The organism is Halomonas sp. PA16-9, assembly GCF_009728585.1.
GTDB classification, from domain to species: Bacteria; Pseudomonadota; Gammaproteobacteria; order Pseudomonadales; family Halomonadaceae; genus Vreelandella; species Vreelandella titanicae.
This window is the reverse complement of the sequence record NZ_CP040451.1, coordinates 3,188,961-3,207,407: the sequence shown is the minus strand read 5'-3', so window position 1 is coordinate 3,207,407 and position 18,447 is coordinate 3,188,961. Positions and strand designations below refer to the sequence as shown.

The 18,447-nt window shown below is 54.2% G+C and carries 16 protein-coding genes and 4 pseudogenes; 11 read left to right on the top strand and 9 right to left on the bottom strand.

The window, feature by feature from the left end; genetic code table 11:
- Positions 1 to 104 precede the first annotated feature (104 nt).
- The gene (locus FDY98_RS29600; protein WP_442907934.1) at positions 105 to 308 is read right to left on the bottom strand and encodes a hypothetical protein; all 204 of its coding nucleotides are present in this window, start codon (positions 306 to 308) and stop codon (positions 105 to 107) included.
- Positions 251 to 1,018 carry a cation diffusion facilitator family transporter gene (locus tag FDY98_RS14940; protein WP_442907933.1) on the bottom strand — a complete coding sequence of 256 codons (768 nt, stop codon included), beginning with the start codon at positions 1,016 to 1,018 and terminating at the stop codon, positions 251 to 253. The genes FDY98_RS29600 and FDY98_RS14940 overlap by 58 nt, the downstream gene beginning before the upstream one ends.
- Positions 1,019 to 1,222: 204 nt before the next feature.
- On the opposite strand from FDY98_RS14940, the gene FDY98_RS14935 reads away from it, so the two are divergent.
- Positions 1,223 to 2,143 carry a bile acid:sodium symporter family protein gene (locus tag FDY98_RS14935; RefSeq protein ID WP_027957952.1) on the top strand — a complete coding sequence of 307 codons (921 nt, stop codon included), beginning with the start codon at positions 1,223 to 1,225 and terminating at the stop codon, positions 2,141 to 2,143.
- A 110-nt stretch (positions 2,144 to 2,253) separates the two neighbouring features.
- Here FDY98_RS14935 and FDY98_RS14930 read toward each other — a convergent pair whose 3' ends face one another.
- The 6 genes and pseudogenes from FDY98_RS14930 to FDY98_RS14905 all read right to left on the bottom strand — a co-directional run bounded on the left by FDY98_RS14930 (position 2,254) and on the right by FDY98_RS14905 (position 10,567).
- On the bottom strand, positions 2,254 to 4,023 hold the full coding sequence (locus FDY98_RS14930) for a hypothetical protein (RefSeq protein ID WP_027957951.1): 1,770 nt from the start codon (positions 4,021 to 4,023) through the stop codon (positions 2,254 to 2,256).
- Positions 4,024 to 4,104: 81 nt separating this feature from the next.
- Positions 4,105 to 5,043: pseudogene (locus tag FDY98_RS14925) on the bottom strand (sodium:solute symporter family transporter); the annotation flags it as partial.
- A 251-nt stretch (positions 5,044 to 5,294) separates the two neighbouring features.
- Positions 5,295 to 8,486 carry a bifunctional proline dehydrogenase/L-glutamate gamma-semialdehyde dehydrogenase PutA gene (putA, locus tag FDY98_RS14920; RefSeq protein ID WP_035538310.1) on the bottom strand — a complete coding sequence of 1,064 codons (3,192 nt, stop codon included), beginning with the start codon at positions 8,484 to 8,486 and terminating at the stop codon, positions 5,295 to 5,297.
- Positions 8,487 to 8,648: 162 nt separating this feature from the next.
- A complete protein-coding gene (locus FDY98_RS14915) occupies positions 8,649 to 9,470 on the bottom strand; it encodes an AraC family transcriptional regulator (RefSeq protein WP_027958677.1) in 822 nt (273 codons plus the stop codon).
- Between the two features lie 60 nt (positions 9,471 to 9,530).
- Positions 9,531 to 9,890, bottom strand: coding sequence for a hypothetical protein (locus FDY98_RS14910; protein WP_022522992.1), 360 nt, complete (start codon positions 9,888 to 9,890; stop codon positions 9,531 to 9,533).
- Between the two features lie 269 nt (positions 9,891 to 10,159).
- Positions 10,160 to 10,567 (bottom strand): CBS domain-containing protein, encoded by a 408-nt coding sequence (locus FDY98_RS14905; RefSeq protein ID WP_022522993.1) that lies wholly within the window; start codon positions 10,565 to 10,567, stop codon positions 10,160 to 10,162.
- Between the two features lie 241 nt (positions 10,568 to 10,808).
- On the opposite strand from FDY98_RS14905, the gene FDY98_RS14900 reads away from it, so the two are divergent.
- The 8 genes and pseudogenes from FDY98_RS14900 to FDY98_RS14865 all read left to right on the top strand — a co-directional run bounded on the left by FDY98_RS14900 (position 10,809) and on the right by FDY98_RS14865 (position 17,045).
- Positions 10,809 to 11,369: a YqaE/Pmp3 family membrane protein gene (locus tag FDY98_RS14900; protein ID WP_009287102.1), complete on the top strand. Its 561-nt coding sequence runs from the start codon at positions 10,809 to 10,811 to the stop codon at positions 11,367 to 11,369.
- 88 nt (positions 11,370 to 11,457) lie between these two features.
- Positions 11,458 to 12,326: pseudogene (locus FDY98_RS14895) on the top strand (carboxylate/amino acid/amine transporter).
- A 63-nt stretch (positions 12,327 to 12,389) separates the two neighbouring features.
- Positions 12,390 to 13,324, top strand: a pseudogene (locus tag FDY98_RS14890) (NAD(+) kinase).
- A 2-nt stretch (positions 13,325 to 13,326) separates the two neighbouring features.
- Entirely contained in the window at positions 13,327 to 14,313 is a 987-nt protein-coding gene (locus tag FDY98_RS14885) for a metallophosphoesterase (protein WP_027958679.1), read from the top strand.
- A 240-nt stretch (positions 14,314 to 14,553) separates the two neighbouring features.
- Positions 14,554 to 15,405 carry a rhomboid family intramembrane serine protease gene (locus tag FDY98_RS14880; protein ID WP_009287098.1) on the top strand — a complete coding sequence of 284 codons (852 nt, stop codon included), beginning with the start codon at positions 14,554 to 14,556 and terminating at the stop codon, positions 15,403 to 15,405.
- A 10-nt stretch (positions 15,406 to 15,415) separates the two neighbouring features.
- Positions 15,416 to 15,700, top strand: coding sequence for a YeaC family protein (locus tag FDY98_RS14875; RefSeq protein WP_022522996.1), 285 nt, complete (start codon positions 15,416 to 15,418; stop codon positions 15,698 to 15,700).
- Positions 15,701 to 15,743: 43 nt separating this feature from the next.
- Positions 15,744 to 16,542: pseudogene (locus tag FDY98_RS14870) on the top strand (DUF2797 domain-containing protein).
- A 77-nt stretch (positions 16,543 to 16,619) separates the two neighbouring features.
- Entirely contained in the window at positions 16,620 to 17,045 is a 426-nt protein-coding gene (locus tag FDY98_RS14865) for a CopD family protein (protein WP_022522998.1), read from the top strand.
- Between the two features lie 25 nt (positions 17,046 to 17,070).
- Here FDY98_RS14865 and FDY98_RS14860 read toward each other — a convergent pair whose 3' ends face one another.
- Complete coding sequence (locus FDY98_RS14860) at positions 17,071 to 17,532, bottom strand: DUF2231 domain-containing protein (RefSeq protein ID WP_022522999.1); 462 nt, start codon at positions 17,530 to 17,532, stop codon at positions 17,071 to 17,073.
- A gap of 36 nt (positions 17,533 to 17,568) precedes the next feature.
- Here FDY98_RS14860 and FDY98_RS28270 point away from each other — a divergent pair, with 36 nt between their 5' ends.
- The gene (locus FDY98_RS28270; protein WP_340146582.1) at positions 17,569 to 18,030 is read left to right on the top strand and encodes a hypothetical protein; all 462 of its coding nucleotides are present in this window, start codon (positions 17,569 to 17,571) and stop codon (positions 18,028 to 18,030) included.
- Positions 18,027 to 18,392, top strand: a complete 366-nt coding sequence (locus FDY98_RS28265; protein WP_340146581.1) for a cytochrome c oxidase subunit II — start codon at positions 18,027 to 18,029, stop codon at positions 18,390 to 18,392. The genes FDY98_RS28270 and FDY98_RS28265 overlap by 4 nt, the downstream gene beginning before the upstream one ends.
- Positions 18,393 to 18,447 lie beyond the last annotated feature (55 nt).

The window sequence follows — 18,447 nt, the reverse complement described above, 5'->3', positions numbered from 1 at the left end:
TCTTTCTCAACGATGGGGTGGAAAAGTAGGGTTGAAAAATAAGCCAATCGCTATGGGAGTAAGCCGCTCGCTACCTACCTGAGCCGGGAGTCGGCCTCGGTCTATCACTCGTGCCCATATAGATTGGCATTTTGATGCGCGTGGTCACTATGCTCAAACTCTAGGCTGGAATGAGCAATACTGAAGCGCATTTTAAGCTGCTCCTTGATCTCTGCTTTGACGGATTCAAGCTGCTGCCAGCCGGTTTCTGTCAGAACCACGTGGCAGTCAAGGGCTGCCATGTTTTCCTGCATCTGCCATAGATGCACATGGTGAATATCCTGGACTCCCTCGATATCTCGTACGGTCTCAACGACTGCCTGCCGTCAATGTCCGGGGGAGATCCCAGCATTAGCGTACGGATAGGGCCGCCAATTTCAGAGAAGGCTAGGTAAAGAATATATAGCGCAATCCCTATCGTGATCGCGGGGTCCACCCAGCGCATGTCGTACAGTAAAATAAGCGAACCACCGATAATCACGGCGATGGAGGCAAACGCATCCGATAAGTTATGCAGAAAAAGGGCGCGGATATTGACACTCTCTTTTTGCATTGACCACGTGAGCATGGCGGTAAGGGCATCGACGACGAGCGCGACGCCACCAATAATCACGATCGTCCATCCCTCTATCTCAGGGGGATCGACCATCCGCATAGCGCCTTCGTAAATCAGGTAGACACCGACAATAATGAGGGTGGTGTAATTGATGAGTGCTGCCACTATCTCGATGCGGCCATAGCCAAAGGTCATATGCGCATCGGCAGGCCGTCTGGCGATTTTACGAGCAGCAAAGGCAATGACTAATGCTGCCATGTCAGAAAAGTTATGTAACGCATCAGCGATCAGCGATAGGCTCCCCGCCATAATGCCACCGACGATTTGAGCGATGGTTAAGAGCCCATTGGCCCAAATGGAGATGCTGACGCGCCGGTCGCCAGAGGCAGGATCAATGTGGGGATGATCATGATGATGTCCCATCTGTTACCTTCTCTCGAATTATCTGTTCTTGGTACTATAAAACCTCTAGCAACTAAAGCTTCAACCCTTGAGCATTATCTATTTGCATCGCTGGATTGGGAAGCACGTCCCTAGCTACCAAGGAGCCTTTGTGTGCTGGGCCGAAGGTGATCATGTTTTAGGTGCGGGGCTCAATCCACTTCAACCGGTAACGTCCAATCCACCATGGGTAGATTCATTTATTTTGTCGAGGCGCACCTTGTCTGGTTTGTAATCGTCGTCGCGGGGGGAGGCTTACTCTTTCCGGCCACCGGAATAATGCTTAAGTTCGCGATTGGGCCATTACTGGCATTACTGATGTTGATTATCAGCCTCACATTCGATGCGCATGCAGTGCGCATCGTGTTCCGAAAGCCGTCACGGCAGTTGTTGGCATTGGGGCTGGTCTATGGGCCTATGTCGATTGCCGGGTGGCTAACGGGCCGTCTATTTTTTGGAAGCGGCCCGCTGGCTGCTGGCCAAACCTTGCTCGGCACGCTGCCGACAGATGTGTCTTCTCCTCTTTTGGTACTGATGGCGAAAGGCAATGTGGCGCTTGCCGCTGTTTTCAACGCAGTCAACACCGCGTTATGTCCGTTTATTGTTCCCTTCCTGTTTTTATGGCTCACCGGCCTTCAGTTAGACGTGCCGCTTGGATCAATTATTCTTGAATTAACACTAATCGTGCTTCTTCCTACCGTGATTGGGGTCAGCTTGCGTACAAGGTTCTCGGCTTTCTTTGCACGGCATGATTCAGCGTATGCAGGGATAGGGTCGATTCTGTATCTGCTGATCCTACTCGCCGTGGTCGGGCCGAATGCCACCACGATCATTGGCTATGGCTGGTATGCGTTTGTGATTGCGGGCGCGGCCCTGTGCCTCAATTTGATTGGGTACCTGGTAGGTATGTCCTCACGGTTACTCACCTCTGATCGCAAAGAGGTGATTACCTATCTTTTCACGGTCAGTAAAAAGGAATTCAGCATCGCTGCAGCGTTTGTCGCTGCTTCTGGCTTGCCATCAGAGATCGCAATTCCAGCCGCTTTTTTTGCCGTGATTCAAATGATCACTTCGCCCATCGCAGCGAAGATCCTCGCCCGCCACTGAAGGGATGGCCGTATCGGCTCTTCGTCAGAAGAGCAACCTGCACACGGGGTGTACAGGTTGCTCTTACCGACAAAACAGACACCGCTACTCATAAAGGTGGCAAATAGTACCTATGCTAAGTCACTGCGACCAATACTGACCTTGCTAAAAGCATTTAACACAGAGGCTTCGCAGGGTATCTGTTCCTTTTTGGATTTAGGGTGCTTGAACGTATCGGCGAATCCTGGGCAGTGACCAACTAGTTTTTGGACAACACCTTCTACGTGCCGCACGTTAGACAGCACTTGGCGTAACCACTGCTCGAAGCTGCCTTGGTGGCTCAGCGTGAAGACTAAACCTTTATAGGAAGGAGGCTTGGATGCCTCCTCGCTACCGCCAGCTCTGGGTTTTGGAGGGCGTCGTTGGATCTCCATGAGATAGAGCGTTTGATCTAACACATGCACCCGAACGACGAGCACCCCGCGAGGTACCTTGGTCTGAGTATCAATGTAAACCCAATTAGCGACTGACGTTTCCACCTCCTCGTCTATTTCGAAAGGTTCGAGGCTGATTAACCGAGGGTCAGGAGAAGTGCTGAATCCGTCTTCAAAGGTAAACCAGCTAACGCCACGAATCGTTGCGGGATAGGCCGATTGTAAATAGAGAAGCGCATTCCACATATCACGTAGAAAGCCCTGTGATTCCAGTGTAATAGGAGCATGAATAGACGCTTGTCCCACTCCCTTCCCTGACCCATGTGGCTCCCCAGTGGAGAAAATGGTTTCGTCACCCGGAACGGGGACGCCTCGTGTATCGGGCACGTTTTTTCGGGTATATCGTTTATCCAAGACGGCGCGAGGCTTACCTAAAATAACGAATTCGTCCTCAGTAAGGTCTAGCCAGGAAGAACCATGGTCGGGCTCGTCATCATCCGTCAGGTCAATGACATCGGGGATGTCTTGAAGCTGATGATAGGGGAACTGAGAGGGGGCATCGTCGCCATCGGTGGCTGGTACTGTCGTTGATTTCTCTCTTTCACGGTGGATCGTGGCACCATCGGGCTGCGTACAGCCTAATATCTGCAAGCCTAGGAATGTGTTGCCACCATCAATTGGAACGCCAGAAACAGAGATTTCCCCGCTGCCTTGAAACCATGGAGTGACTTTTAAAAGCATCTTATCTTGGGGGAAGCTGGCTTCAGTCTGCGCATAAATATCTCTGGCAGCTTGTTCGGCATAGGGGTCGTACAGCATGTGCGCGAGCAAAATCGCATCGTGCCTATGAACACGATATGTAAATCTGACAGGCCAGGTACCTGGCGATGGGGGCGCATTAAGCGGTCGATAAAGCCGTTCTTTGACCTCCTCCCAACAGTAAGTGGCGAGCACACGCTTGATTTCAGATGATCGACCGTAAACGCGTGCAAAAAATTCGGTGCAAGGGATGAGCAGATGTTTGCCATCTGGGAGGTCAAATTCAATCAGGTACGATTTGTGTTTTCTGTCCAGCGGTAAATAGCTTGCCTCATGAAAGGAGGTATAGAGGCTGCGCCCTGCTTTGTGCAAGTCGTCTAAGGAGACAATCCGCCAGCCGCCCGGAGAGAACGAAACAGGGAATGTTTTCTCCTCAAATGCGATGCGGGAGTTGCTCACGCCCTTTTCCCAGACGGAGCCGATTCTCAATAGTCCGACATGCGTTAAGACCGTCGTTCGCTTAATCACGTCTCCTAATTTGTTCTCCTGATCAATAGGTCTTAAAAATACATAAATTTTAGGGACGCTTTGTGAGCGGATATTTTTGAAGATAGGCCCGTACCACCAAACGACCAAGCGCTCAGTTTCGTCTTTAAGGGTGCCATCTTGAAAGCTAAAGGTTCTGGATTGTTTGAGAGAAACGGTCACAAGGGCGTGCTCTATGTAAACTCAACATAGAGATTGTCGCAGCAATTATTGTTTAGTCGCAACAATTGTTGAAAATGACACTTGGACATCAATACCGTTGCGGATCGCATAGGCCCGGCCGAAGATGCCCAAAGAAACGGCACCAATCAGCGAGATGAGCATCCAGCCCATGCCAATGTTGCGGGCAATGGGCACATCCTTGAGTGTGCGGATCGCCATGAAGCGCACGATGATGTGTGGTTGTCCGAAATAACCCAGCCCCCAGGTCACCGCAGAAAGCCAGCCGATAAAGGTCAGCCCCGACGTCCAGGAAAGCAGGGTGGGATCGACTTCATTCAGGGTCTGTGTTGCCTGCGATAAGCCGCCGCCACCTTCGCCAAACAGCACCACCGCTGGCATGATCACCAACGCTAGCATCATGATGCAGCCTTGCACGAAGTCCGTCATGCTCACTGCCAGGAAGCCGCCGACAACCGTATAAATAAGCACCACGCCCAGGGTGATCATGACCCCCATGGCGTAGTTGCTCATATCGCCGAAGTTGTAAATGCCAGTAAACGCGCTTTCAAACAGCTTGCCGCCTGCCACTAGGCCTGACGCGGTATAGACTGCGAAAAAGATCACGATGACGACAGCGGAGACTGTCCGCAGTGACATTGACCGCGTTGGGAAGCGGTTTGCCAGGAAAGCCGGAATGGTGATCGCGTTGCCGTAGTGAACCGTCTGTTCACGTAGACGAGGGGCGACTAGAATCCAGTTGAATAACGCCCCCACGAGCAAACCAATACCGATCCACGCCGAGCCTAAACCCGAGACGAACATTGCACCGGGCAAGCCCAGCAGCAACCAGCCGCTCATATCTGACGCACCGGCCGACAGGGCCGCTACTTTTGGGCTGAGGGTACGACCACCCAGCATGTAATCTTCAGAGGAAGAGGTGGATTTGCGCATCGCATAAATACCGATGGCAACCATTAGCGCAAAGTACGCAATGAGACTGATCCAAACACCTATAGCCATGTAACTTCTCCAATTATTCAGGACGGAGCTAGCTCCGACAGGTTAGTGCGCATACCGAGAAGAGTACGGTAGTGGCGCAGTCTTGTTGTTGTTAGCCCCTTTTCATATCCATGTTATTGGCCCTGGTGAGCCCGCTATAGATGAAGACAGAAAGGTCTGTGGTGCCTTTGTATGTAACGATCCCTATATTATTTTCGACCATGAGATAGTTTCCTGTTCAGGAGTTCAGGTTAGTGATGTTGATGAGTAGTTCACTCATCGCCTAGCGCCAACAGCGACGCATTCCCGCCTAAGGCGGCGGTGTTATTAGTAATCGTTTTCTCGGTGACAAAGCGCTGCAGATAGTGAGGGCCGCCGGCTTTTGGGCCAGTGCCTGAAAGGCCTTGACCACCAAACGGCTGCACGCCCACCACGGCACCGATGATATTACGGTTGATGTACACGTTACCCACGCGCATTTTCTGGGCGACTTCAGCGGCAAACGATTCGTTGCGGCTGTGCACGCCAAACGTCAGGCCGTAGTTGCGACCGTTGATGTCGTTGATGACCTTATCAAGCTGGCTAGATTTGTAGCGCACGATATGCAGGATTGGCCCGAACTGCTCGCGGGTCAGCGCATCGATGCTGTCGATAGTGAAAGCGACGGGGGCTACAAAAGTACCCTCCTGGGTATGCTCAGCGGCCATTGGCGTTTCAGCGACAAGGCGATTTTCAGCCTTGAGTTTTTCGATATGCTCCAGCAGGCCTTTGCGGGCGTCTTCGTCGATGACAGGACCAACATCGGTTCCCAGTTCGCGGGGGTCGCCAATGTGTAGCTCGTTCATGGCGCCTTTGAGAATTTCGATCACTCGGTCGGCAACATCGTCTTGCAGATACAATACGCGCAGTGCCGAACAGCGCTGCCCGGCGCTCTGGAAGGCTGATTGAACCACATCCACCACGACCTGCTCGGGCAGGGCAGTGGAGTCGACAATCATGGCGTTCATGCCGCCGGTTTCGGCGATTAACGTGGGCAGCGGGGCGTTCTCCCTTGCCGCCAGGGCGCGGTTGATAATTTGTGCGGTGTCAGTGCCACCCGTAAAGACCACGCCGGTAATCCGCGAGTCGGAGGTCAACACGCTGCCTACCGTCGGGCCATCGCCGGGCAGTAGCTGAACCACATCCCGGGGCATACCGGCTTCGTAGAGCAGCTCTATGACCCGGTGGGCAATAATGGAGGTCTGCTCCGCCGGTTTGGCCAGTACGGTGTTACCAGCCACTGCCGCGGCCACTATCTGGCCACAGAAAATTGCCACTGGAAAGTTCCAGGGGCTAATCGCCGCGAATACGCCTTTGCCGCCCATCATCAAGCGGTTGGATTCGCCGGTGGGGCCGGGCAGCACAATCGCTTCGCCAAAGTCCTCTTCTGCGCGCATGGCATAGAAGCGGCAGAAGTCGACGGCTTCTCTGATCTCATCGACGCCATCGGTAAGTAGCTTGCCACCTTCCCGGGAGCAGAGTGCCATTAGTTCCGCCATATGCTCTTCCATCAAATCGCCCAGGCGACGCACGATAGCGGCACGTTCAGCCACGGGCGTAGCATCCCAGCGGGGGAAGGCGGCCCAGGCAGCATCCAGGGCCTTGGTTGCCTGCTCTTTGCTAGTCCACTGCACGCTGCCCACGGTTTTGCGGCGGTCATAAGGGCTGGTGACGCTATGGGTATTAGCCGTGTCGTCGGCAACATCAAAGGCCAGCAGCGGCTTGGCCGGGTACTGCCTGTCCATAAACGCGGCCATCTTCTCCATCAGCGGGTAGTAGTGGCTGCGAATGTTCAGGTTGACCCCGCGAGAGTTGCGTCGTTTAGGGCCGTAAATATCTTTGGGCAATGGAATGTTCGCATTGGCCAGGTTTTTCTGCTGATGCAGGGTCTCAACCGGGTGCTGACACAGCGACTTGACCGGTACATCCGGGTCGACCAACTGGTGAACAAACGATGAGTTGGCACCGTTCTCAAGCAGGCGACGAACCAGGTAGGGCAGTAGGTCTTTATGTGCTCCCACCGGGGCATAAATGCGGCAGTAGGTGCCTTTCGGTGCGCGCTCAAGCGCGGCGTCATAAAGGGCTTCACCCATGCCGTGTAGGCGTTGAAATTCGAACGGACGGCTGTCGCGGTTGGCGAACTCCAGGATCGTCGTCACCGTGTGAGCGTTGTGGGTCGCGAACTGAGGGAAAATACGCCCACGGGTATCGTTAGAAAGCAGGAACTGTGCACAGGCGAGGTAGGCAACATCGGTGCCCGCTTTGCGGGTAAACACCGGGTAGCCGTCAACCCCGAGCTGCTGGGACTCTTTGATTTCAGTATCCCAATAGGCGCCTTTGACCAAGCGTAGCGGAATCTCATCCCCCTGCTGGTCGGCCAAACGATTGATGTAGTGCAGCACCGGCAGGGCGCGCTTGGAGTAAGCTTGGACAACCAAGCCAAAGTGTCCCCAGCCTTTGGCGGCTGCGCTTTCGTAAACCGCGCGGAAGACTTCCAGGGAAATTTCCAGGCGATCAACTTCTTCAGCGTCAATCGTAACGGCCACATCCAGCTCGCGCGCCTTGCTCACTAGCTTGATAACGGTGTCGACCAGCTCAGCTAGCACCTGCTCGCGGCGGCCAAACTCATAACGGGGGTGGAGCGCAGAGAGCTTGATGGAGACCGACGGCGCCGGGGTCTTATCGCTTAAGGTTTTGCAGGTTTTTCCCACTTGCTCGATCGCGCGTGCGTAGTCGTCAAAATAGCGCTGTGCGTCGTCCCGGGTGCGCGCAGCTTCACCCAGCATATCGTAAGAGTAGGTGTAGCCTTTATTGAACAGTGGTTTGGAGCGCTTGAGGGCTTCATTGATATCGCGGCCCAGTACAAACTGTTTGCCCATGATCTTCATCGCTTCGTACATGGCACGGCGAATAACCGGCTCGCCCATGCGATTGACCATGCGATTAATAAAGCTGGCGGGCTGACCCTCCTTAGGGTGATCCATTTTCAGCACACGTCCAGTCATCAATAAGCCCCAGGTAGAGGCATTGACCATCCAGGATTCGCTCTTACCTAGGTGAGACTGCCAATCGGCGGGGCCGAGTTTGTCCTCGATCAAGGCGTCGGCGGTGGCTTTATCGGGGATGCGCAGCATAGCTTCCGCAAGGCACATCAGCATCAGGCCTTCATGGGTATCCAGGCTGTACTGCTGTAACAGTTCGTCGATGGTATCGACAGCCGTGTCCATCTTACGGACGTCCTCAACCAGCGCAGCGGTATTGGCTTCAATGCGGGCGAAATCTTCGCGGTTGGCATTCAGCACCTCGATCAGTTCACTGACGTAACTATTTTCGTCCACTAGGTAGTGGTCGCTAACGCGCGCCATGAGGGTGTCGAGATCGGTTTGCCAGATGGCAGGGTCACGCATGTGGTTGGCATTGAGCATTGAAGCCCCCGAAAGTCTGAACAGAACAAATGGGTAACAGGGCATTTCGCCCAAGCAAATAAGCGAATGTAGAGTGCAGCTACCTTTGGTGTATGTTGATTTCAGGGCAAAACGTGTCAATTCCGCGGCAAGAGTAGCCTTTATACGACTTTAGTAGAGTTTTTACTGGCCTGCTACTGACCCTAAAGCAGCGTTTGATGGGTTAATCGAGATCGGTGGTACATCTGCCTGGCGTAATTTCCGCGGCGATAATCCGTAACTGCGGCGAAATGCATGAGAGAGCGCGCTTTGGTTGGCAAAGCCGGTTTGAATCGCAATATCGGTGAGGGGCAAGCGGCTTTGCAGGATCAGTTGACGGGCCGCATGTAGACGTTGGCGCTTGACGTACTGCCAGGGCGAAAGCCCCGTTTGAGCGCGGAAGCAGTCGGAAAAATGCGCTTCGCTTAGACAGGCGAGCCGCGCTAGATCAGCGACGCGGAGCTCTTCAGCGAGATGTTGACGAATAAAACGGTTAATCCGCGTCAAATCCAGGCGCTGCTGAGTACTGCTGGCGGCAGTGCCTAGTCGGGCCTTTAGTGAGCCCAGTAACGTGGCGGCTAAACGGTCTTGCTGAAAGGAGTTAGTCGACGCATCAAACCCTTGAGCAAGTTCGCTCTGCATAAACTCCAGGTAGTGGCGCAGTGCGTTATCCAGGCCAAAAAAGCGTGGGGCATCGAATAGTGCTACCAGTTCGCGGTTCTCACCGGTTAGCGCAGGGGCGTCTTCGGGAAGATCGAAAATTAACTGCCGGTTATGGCCGTAACCTGAGTAGTAGTGCTCGTGGTTAGCGGGCACGATACAGCCCGAGAATGCATTTACTCGCCCACCCAAGCCTTCAATTTCAAATTCTGAAGAGCCGCATAGCGTAATCACAATCTGATGAAAATCATGTGTGTGGTGATGTGTAGCGCTAGCTAGTGGTATTTGTCGAATGGTACTGGGCATGCAGTTCTCCTGAATTGCATTAGGTCTCCTGAACCGCAATACGCCTTCAAAACACAACAGCTACTGCTGGCGAAGGGCAGTGTGGGCGGATAAATGGTCGCGAAGGGCCTGAAGCTCTGCCTGTCCCTCTTGATTGAGCAACGGCTTGCCCTGGGCAACCATCCAACGGCGGCCGTGCTGTTCCATCAGGTGTGCGGCACGGCGTCTGATGCCGTCCAAGTACTCGTTGTGCCGAATAGGGTAACCGATTATCGCGTTCCACTCGGTTTCGCTCACTTGGCTGCTGAGCGCTTTATCAAACAGCGCCAGTAAATCTTTAGGCTCAGTACGGTAACGTGGGGTGCTTGACGTCATCAGCACCAGCATTACCGCACCAATCACGAGTAAGCAGACTCCAAACACTAATAAATACAGCGCCATTCGCTCTGCTCCTGGGCGTCGTCCGTTAATAAATAGCTACGTTATTATACGCTTGGCGCCGCTAGGGTCGAAAATTTTACTTTTTTGCGAACTTTTACTTCATAGCGTGTCTGAGTATGTACAGGCAGCATCGCGATAGCAGTCGCTAAAGTTGTTGTCCTGGCTCTTTGTTTTGATCCCTTGCTTCCGCTACTTCTTGAGTAGCGGCTTTTTTTTGTCTAAAGCTCAACTGTTCTTCGACACCTGATTTGAAACCGTTAAGCACTCTGCTAGTGGCGACGTATAGCCAGCAGCGCTACCAGGATATCACGTCGTGTCACAATTCCTATTAGACGCTGCTGTTCCACTACTGGGTAGACTTTGGGTTTAGGGCCTAGCATCTCCTGGGCTAGGTCGGTAATGCTTTTATTGGGAGAGACGCTGAGCACTTCGTGGCGCATCATCTCTTTCACCAGGGGCGCTTCATCGTCATGATAAATGCTGTCCAGCACACGTCCCATGACATCCTGCTCCGAAATAAAGCCGATTAAACGATCACTCTCATCCACAACCGGTGCGCCAGGCAGGCGATGCAGTGCCAGCCCCTTGGCCAAGGTTGTTATCGAGGCGTTGGGTGAAACGCGGTAGCAATCACGGGACATGATATCGCGGACGATGCTAGGGGTTGCTCTATTCATGGTGGGCGCTCCTCGCTCATCGTATTCAGCGCTATGGCAAATCGGGTATCGCAAATTATGCGAACTGATAAGTCGTCGCTAAGTGCTAAAGTAGCTTCAACACTTTCACTGTAGGCGATTTAAGCCGCTGTGTTCTAACTGCAAGCCGTGTTTTTTCAACGCTATAAGTACTGAATTTTCTAAGCTGTTAATTTTCTAACTGCTCAAATGACCTGCAAGTTAACGAAATAAGGAGCTACTCATGGATGCACGTGAGTACTTAAACCGCAAAGGGGTAGGGCTCGACCGCGACCCTGACCGGCCAAATACCTTGGAAGAGAAGGCCTGGGAGCGTGCGCGGGGTTCCGGTCACCAGCGGCCAAAATCGGGGACGCCTCACGACTGGGAGGATTGGGAGCGTTATCACGATGACCTGGCAGAAGGGGCTGAAACCCTAGAGCAAAAAATTGATAAAGAAGCCCACCGACTTGCCCAGGAGCGGGCAGCTAAGGCCGCGGCTGAACCAGCCTCCAGCTCAGTGGAGCACTTCACTCCGACGCCTAACGTTGATCCAGCGCCTGCCGAAGCCGCGTCTGCCAAAGCCACGCCGCCTAAAGCGACGCCCTTAGAGCAAGCGGAACAAACTGTCCCGGAGCCTGGAGCGTTAAAATTCGCCTACTATGCTCTTGCGTTACTATTGCCGCCGCTGGCGGTAGGGCTAACTGATGGTGGTCGTAAGCGAGTAGGGGTAGCTGTGTTGCTAACCCTAGCGGGCTGGCTGCCCGGTGTCGTGTATGCTTTTTGGTGGTTGCAGCAGCGTTAACTAAAGACCCTTGCAGACGTTAACTACTTGGCAGCCTGATCCAGGTGCGTATAATCCCGGTAAACTAATTTACAAGTCGGGGTTTACGATGGGTTATTTGATAGGCGTCACGGCGCTATGGGCGTTCTCATTTTCGCTGATAGGCGTCTACTTGGCGGGCCAGGTCGACAGCTACTTTGCAGTGCTTTTGCGGGTAACGCTTGCTACCCTGGTCTTCCTGCCTTTTTTAAGACCCAGCCTTCTGCGGGGTAAGCACCGGCTGGCGCTTATGGGCTTAGGTGCTATACAGCTGGGAGTAATGTACACCTTCTTCTATCAATCCTTTCTGCTGCTGTCGGTACCTGAAGTGCTGCTGTTTACTATCTTCACGCCTATTTATATCGCGCTACTGGATGATCTGCTGTTTGGGCGTTTTACGCCGATTTATATCGTGACTGCACTGCTCGCCGTCGTTGGGGCGGGGTGATTCGCTATGACGGCGTTGATAGCGGTTTCTGGGCAGGCTTTTTAGTTGTGCAGGGGGCCAACCTCTGTTTCGCGCTTGGTCAGGTAGGCTATCGCCGTTTAGCCGCTGATTTGCCACCTACCCTGGCGTGGCACAACGTGTTTGGTTGGTTCTTTATTGGCGCGATGGTCGTGGCCCTGCCTGCTTATTTACTCTTTGGTAACAGCGCAGCACTGCCTACCACGTCACTACAGTGGGGCGTGCTCGCATGGTTGGGGCTAGTGGCTTCTGGCGTGGGCTATTTTGCCTGGAACCAGGGCGCCACCAAAGTAGATGCAGGCACTTTAGCGATTATGAATAATGCGCTGGTGCCGGCGGGGCTAATCGTCAATCTAGTGATTTGGAACCGCGATGCGGATATTCCGCGTTTGCTGTTGGGGGCACTTATCATGGCCGCCTCCCTATGGCTCAATCACTGGTGGTGCCAGCGTCGTCAGGTAGCCGTTAGCTAAGCCTATTTGCCCGATAGCTGAGGTGTCCCCATAATGGCGACTTATGTTAGCGAGAGTCGGCCCATGAGCAACACCTTATCAGCAGACGCTAAGTCAGCGCCCTCCAGCGATCCATCAAGCAGAACCTTTAAAACTATTGGGCTGATTGGTCGGCTGGGGAGTGACAAAGTGGTCGACTCCCTTCAGCGGTTGGTAACCTACCTAGTCGCCCATGACTACTCGGTATTAGTGGAAGATCGCACCGCTACTGTCATACCGCACCATGGTCAGCCGGAAGCCAGCCGCCGCATGCTGGGCGAGCTGTGTGACTTGGTGATTGTGGTAGGGGGCGATGGCAGTCTATTGGCGCGGCGCGTGCGCTATGCCGCAGCGGTACGCTGATTTTAGGCGTTAATCGGGGCCGCTTGGGGTTTCTTACCGATATCTCCCCAGATGAGTTGGAAACCCGCGTCAGTGAAGTGCTGGCGGGGGAGTTTGAGGTTGAACAGCGTTTTTTGCTCGATACTGTGCTCTACCGTAATGGCGTTGCCGTAGGTAATGGCGATGCCTTGAACGAAGTCGTGCTGCACCCCGGTAAAGCGGTGCGCATGATAGAGTTTGAGCTGTTTATCGATGGTCAGTTTGTGTATAGCCAGCGCAGCGATGGCTTGATCGTTGCCACTCCCACCGGTTCTACGGCCTATGCGCTCTCTGGCGGCGGGCCGATCATGCACCCCAAACTGGATGTTGTGACGCTGGTGCCGATGTTCCCGCATACGCTGTCGAGTCGCCCCATTGTGATCGATGCCGCTAGTGAAATACGTATTCACATTGGCGAAACCAACCAGTCCTACCCGCATATCAGCTGCGATGGACAAACTCGCGCGGTAGCCAAGCCCAACGATGTGCTGGTGATTACCCGCAAGCCTGAGCGTATCCAGCTGGTGCACCCCATCGGGCATAATTTTTACGAAGTGCTGCGCAGCAAATTAGGCTGGAGCCATCGGTTGGGGGATTGAGTATGGAGGGATACGACCTCATTGGCGATGTCCACGGCTGCGGTGCTACGCTGGCCTCACTACTGGAAAAATTGGGTTACCACCAGCGCAACGGCGTCTATCGCCACCCGCGTCGCAAAGTGATTTTCCTCGGTGATTTGATTGATCGTGGCCCGAGAATTCGCCTGGCAGTGACCATTGCCCGGCGAATGGTCGAGCAGGGCGAAGCGTATATCGTCATGGGTAATCACGAGTATAACGCCCTGGCGTATACCCATCCTGGGCCTGCAGGTAGCCACAAACGCTGGTTGCGCGAACATACGCCGCGGCATAATCGTATTATTCAGGACACCCTAGAGCAGTATCGCGACTACACCAACGAGTGGGAAGACACCCTGGCGTGGTTTAAAACCATCCCTTTGTGCTTGGAAATCGATGGTATCCGCGTGGTGCATGCCTGCTGGGATGAGGCGCTGATTGAAGAGCTGAAACAGCGCCGCCCTGATTACTGCATGGACACACAGTTTCTGATTGAGTCCACCAACTCCAAAACCCAGGCGTTTCGAATTTTAGACCGCCTCACCCGGGGCCCTCATGTCTCACTACCCAAAGGTATTGCGATACACTCTGGCGATGGCTTTACAAGACAAAGCTTTCGCGCCCACTTTTGGGCCCAGGCACCTCAGCAGTGGGGTGATGTCGTCTTTCAACCGGATAACTTGCCCGGCGACCTTGAAACGCGCGCATTGACCCACGAAGAGCGCCAGAAACTTAGCTACTACGGGCCAGAGCAGCCGCCGTTGTTTATCGGCCACTACTGGTGTGAAGGCATACCGGCACTGCCGACACATAATATTGCCTGCCTAGATTACAGTGCCGTGAAATATGGGCGTTTAGTGGCTTATCGCTGGAGTGGTGAGAGAGTATTAAATGCCGACCATTTTGTGTGGATTAAGGTACCAAAAGAGGAAAGGGCGCTGCCCAAACCCTGGGAAATCGACTTTGATTAACAGTTGTTTCTTTTTATTACATAAAATTACATATTTTTTTCAAAACGGCTGAACTAACCCTGCCGCCGGCCATCTGAGTAAGTGTTCCCTTGAATGATCCCTTGCTTTTATTCTCCGGCGGTTCCCACCGCCGGTTTTTTTTGCCTGTTTGTTGGCAACCGTGTGGTTCATTCAGTAGTTGTCTTCAATAGCTACCCGCTGCGGTCAGCATGCCGCAAGCGCTTTGATTAGAGGGATGTCATGCATCCAGTGATGCTTCTGCCCGATCACGCGGATACCAGTGAACTTCGCCAGGCACTCTGGCGCCACCGCATTGGTCACCGCATTACCGATGAAGCGGACGGCCAACTGCTATGGATAGCCGACCCACGCCAGCTTGGCGAACTTAAAGCACTGCTAGAGCGCTGGCAGCGGGGCGAACCCCTGGTGCTTCATCAGGCTGCTCAGCGCCCGCGCACCATGACCAACTTCTTGGCATCGCTAAAGCAAGTGCCGGTAACGGCGCTGATGATTGTCATTAGTCTGGTGGTATTTGCCCTGATTGGTGTTTTTGGTGACCAGTTGATTGTCACTCTAACCATCGTGCCGATAGGTATTTCAGGGGGTGAGCTGGTCTTCGGTAATCTGTCTCAAACGCTTACGTCAGGACAAGTATGGCGCTTTTTATCGCCTGCTTTTCTGCACTTTGGCTGGATGCATTTAATATTTAACCTGATGTGGGTGTGGTACTTCGGACGTCAGATTGAAGCACTCCAAGGCAGCCGTACCATGTTACTGCTGTTGATTGTGGCGGGCGTTGGCGCGAATGTGGCGCAGTACGCGACCGGCACCGTGCTATTCGGTGGCATGTCCGGGGTGGTATATGCCTTACTGGCTCACGTTTGGTTGATGTCACGCAGGGTGCCCCAAAGCGGCTTCTTTGTACCGCAAATGCTGGTGGTCTTTATGCTCGGCTGGATGGTGTTCACCATGACTGATATGGCGGGCAGCGTTGGTTTTGGCAATGTCGCTAATGAAGCACATTTGGGCGGTCTACTCGTGGGGCTTGTCACAGGCTGGTATTATTCATCCCGCCGTTTGAAAAACCGTTAAGAGGCCTGCAATGAGCGAAATGACGTTCGAAAAAATGATCAACCAGATGACCCCAGCGATTTATGAAAGCCTTAAACAGGCGGTATCGCTGCGCAAATGGCCCGACGGTCGCCGCTTAACGCCGGAACAGACCGAACTCTGCTTGGAAGCCGTCATGCGCTTTGAGGTGGAGAACAACGTGCCGGAAGAGAGTCGCGTAGGGTATTTAGAGCAGCGTACCTGCGGTGCAGCGGCTAGCGGTGCTGGCGTAACGCCTGAAATGGCGGGTTTGGCACGGGATGCCACGCGTGATTGAAGCGGCAGTACCGGGCTTTTCAGTACAGGGCTGTTTAAGCAAAATGGCGGCAGCGCTACCTGGCCGCCAAGATCAGCCGGTGGTTTACCACTTACGCGCGGGTGAGCACCGTGTTGCGCTTAACGAGCGTATCGGTGAGCCGCTTAGTTTGCGGTGGACGGGAGCAATTGCCTGTACCCACTGCGGGCGAGCAACCAAGAAGAGCTTTGCCCAAGGCCACTGTTACCCCTGCTTCAAGCGGCTAGCCCAGTGCGATACCTGCATTATGAAGCCGGAAACCTGCCACTTTTTCCAAGGCACTTGCCGTGAGCCGGAGTGGGGCGAGCGGCACTGCTTCCAGCCCCATATCGTCTATTTGGCTAACTCGTCGGGGCTTAAAGTCGGCATCACTCGCAAAACCCAAATGCCTACCCGCTGGCTGGATCAAGGCGCGATCCAGGCGCTGCCGATTCTTGAAGTGGATACTCGTCAGCAGTCCGGTTTTGTCGAAATGCTGTTTAAAGAGCAGGTGGCCGACCGCACCAATTGGCGTGCGATGCTCAAGGGCGACGTCGAAACCATGGATTTAAGTGCCGAGCGTGACCGTTTGCTAACCCTGCTAGCCGATGGGTTGCACCAACTGCGCGAAACCCATGGTGCGGACGCCATTCGCTTGTTGGAACAGCCAGCGCAACATTTTCACTACCCCGTCAGCGTTTTTCCCAAAAAAGTGGTGTCGCATAACTTTGATAAACAGCCTGGTAGAAGGCGTGCTGCAAGGCGTCAAAGGGCAGTATTTGATCCTTGATAGTGGGGTCATTAATCTCCGCAAATTCACTGGTTATGAGATCCAGGTAAGTTGAACGGCTAGCCATAAAGGGGTGCTTTGACTAAGGTTAGGGTGATCTGCCCCCGCCTTACGCAACGCAAGGAAGCCCCGATGCCTTGGCTTAAACTGCTTCACATTGCCGCGCTAGTGATCTGGTGCGGCTCACTGCTTTATCTGCCCGCCTTGCTTAGCCAGGCACTGCAGCTTCGCAAAGACGCGGGCTTCGCTCAGGGCACACCGCCCATGCCGCGGTTTTTTTATAACTCAGTCGCTACCCCGGCCGCTTTAGTCGCTATTGCCTCGGGCACGCTGCTATTTCTCATCCATGGTGTGTTGGGCGGCTGGCTGATCTTAAAGCTGGGTGCCGTGGTGGCCATGGTCGCCGCTCATGGCAGCTTTGGCTGGTTAATCTTGCGCCTTGAGATGGGCCACTACCGCTGGGTAAAACCCGCCAACTGGACGGCGCTATGTGTTGCGTTAGCGGGCATTATAGGTGTGTTGGGGCTTGTGTTAGCTAAGCCACTGGATTGGAGCTAACGCCGTGTCTTTTAACAGCTTAGTTTTAATCCTCAACGTCGACCCCCACGGCGTGCTCATACACCAACTGCCCACCCAGCCAGCCTGCCAAAGCGATCAACGCGGCGGTGAGCAGCGATACGGCCAGCCCCCAAGGCAAAATCGCACTCGGGTCGTTGAAGCGCAGCAGCCAGTTCAGCGACGCCAACGAGAGCATCACCACCGCGACGATAGCGTGGCTCCAGCCGGTAATCAGGCGGCGAATGCGCGGCACAGTGACCAGGTCAATAATGCCTGCCGTGCTGGCAATCCAACCGCCAAATGCGCCGACACCGGCCAGCCACAAGCTGGCGCGCAACCAGAATGGGTCGCCGCTAAGCAGGAAACCGATATCGCTTGCCACCAGCGCCATCAGGGCCGCGACGGGAAAGTGAATCATCACGGGATGAAGCGGATGGCCGGCGAGAGATGCGTGGCTTTTAATCGAGCGCTGGCGAGGCTTTGCCATGATCACTTCCTGTGGGCAGAAAAAGGAATTCAAGGGATGAGGCTGATAATTCAACGCTTAACCAAGCAGCGGGTCAACTCACTTGACACACCGCTAGCGCTGTTAGTCGGCTTGCTATTAGCCGGTTGCGCGGGGGATAAGTCTATTCTAGACCCGGCAGGCCAAGCCGCGCGAGACGTGGCGATGATTTGGTGGGTAATGCTGAGTTTTGGCACTGTGGTATTGGTGCTGGTGACTGCTTTTTGGCTGTATACCTTCAAGCGCAAGGAGGTTGTACGTACGCCTGCCGAGGAGCGAAAAATAGCGCGTCGCTGGATTATTGGCGGTGGCATTGTGCTGCCGGTGGCCAGCATTACCGCACTACTGGCCTTTGGTGTGCCCACCGGCCAGCGGCTTTTACCGTTGCCCCTGGCAGAACCGCCGGAGGTAATTGAAGTGATTGGCCACCAGTGGTGGTGGGAAGTGCGCTACCCCGGCGCAGAAGGGGAGAGGTGGTGACTTCAAATCAGCTCATCATGCCCGCTGGTGAGCCAGTCGATTTTCACGTTACTGGTGCGGACGTTATTCACGCTTTCTGGGTGCCTCGCCTGGGCGGCAAGATCGATATGATCCCAGGGCGAGTGAACAAAATACGCTTGGAAGCGGACGAACCGGCGGTATTTGGTGCTCAGTGCGCAGAGTTCTGCGGCGCCCAACATGCCCAGATGCAACTCTATGTGGAAGCCGTCGGGCGTGACGAGTACGACGCTTGGCTGGCCGCCCGTCAAACGGAAGCATTATCGTCGCTAGCTGCAAACGATCAGCAGCATGAGCCTGCCAGGGAGGCATTTATGACCCATTGCGCGAGCTGCCACCGGTAGCGGGACTATCCTCTGGGGAGGAGGGGCCGGATCTTTCTGATCTTGGCAGTCGGAC

What these genes read in the sequence shown, in the direction of transcription:
- FDY98_RS14940 (WP_442907933.1), bottom strand. Translation starts at nt 1,018, where the DNA reads ATGGGACATCATCATGATCATCCCCACATTGATCCTGCCTCTGGCGAC.
- FDY98_RS14935 (WP_027957952.1), top strand. Translation starts at nt 1,223, where the DNA reads ATGGGTAGATTCATTTATTTTGTCGAGGCGCACCTTGTCTGGTTTGTA.
- putA (WP_035538310.1), bottom strand. Translation starts at nt 8,486, where the DNA reads ATGCTCAATGCCAACCACATGCGTGACCCTGCCATCTGGCAAACCGAT.
- FDY98_RS14915 (WP_027958677.1), bottom strand. Translation starts at nt 9,470, where the DNA reads ATGCCCAGTACCATTCGACAAATACCACTAGCTAGCGCTACACATCAC.
- FDY98_RS14910 (WP_022522992.1), bottom strand. Translation starts at nt 9,890, where the DNA reads ATGGCGCTGTATTTATTAGTGTTTGGAGTCTGCTTACTCGTGATTGGT.
- FDY98_RS14905 (WP_022522993.1), bottom strand. Translation starts at nt 10,567, where the DNA reads ATGAATAGAGCAACCCCTAGCATCGTCCGCGATATCATGTCCCGTGAT.
- FDY98_RS14900 (WP_009287102.1), top strand. Translation starts at nt 10,809, where the DNA reads ATGGATGCACGTGAGTACTTAAACCGCAAAGGGGTAGGGCTCGACCGC.
- FDY98_RS14885 (WP_027958679.1), top strand. Translation starts at nt 13,327, where the DNA reads ATGGAGGGATACGACCTCATTGGCGATGTCCACGGCTGCGGTGCTACG.
- FDY98_RS14880 (WP_009287098.1), top strand. Translation starts at nt 14,554, where the DNA reads ATGCATCCAGTGATGCTTCTGCCCGATCACGCGGATACCAGTGAACTT.
- FDY98_RS14875 (WP_022522996.1), top strand. Translation starts at nt 15,416, where the DNA reads ATGAGCGAAATGACGTTCGAAAAAATGATCAACCAGATGACCCCAGCG.
- FDY98_RS14865 (WP_022522998.1), top strand. Translation starts at nt 16,620, where the DNA reads ATGCCTTGGCTTAAACTGCTTCACATTGCCGCGCTAGTGATCTGGTGC.
- FDY98_RS14860 (WP_022522999.1), bottom strand. Translation starts at nt 17,532, where the DNA reads ATGGCAAAGCCTCGCCAGCGCTCGATTAAAAGCCACGCATCTCTCGCC.
- FDY98_RS28270 (WP_340146582.1), top strand. Translation starts at nt 17,569, where the DNA reads ATGAGGCTGATAATTCAACGCTTAACCAAGCAGCGGGTCAACTCACTT.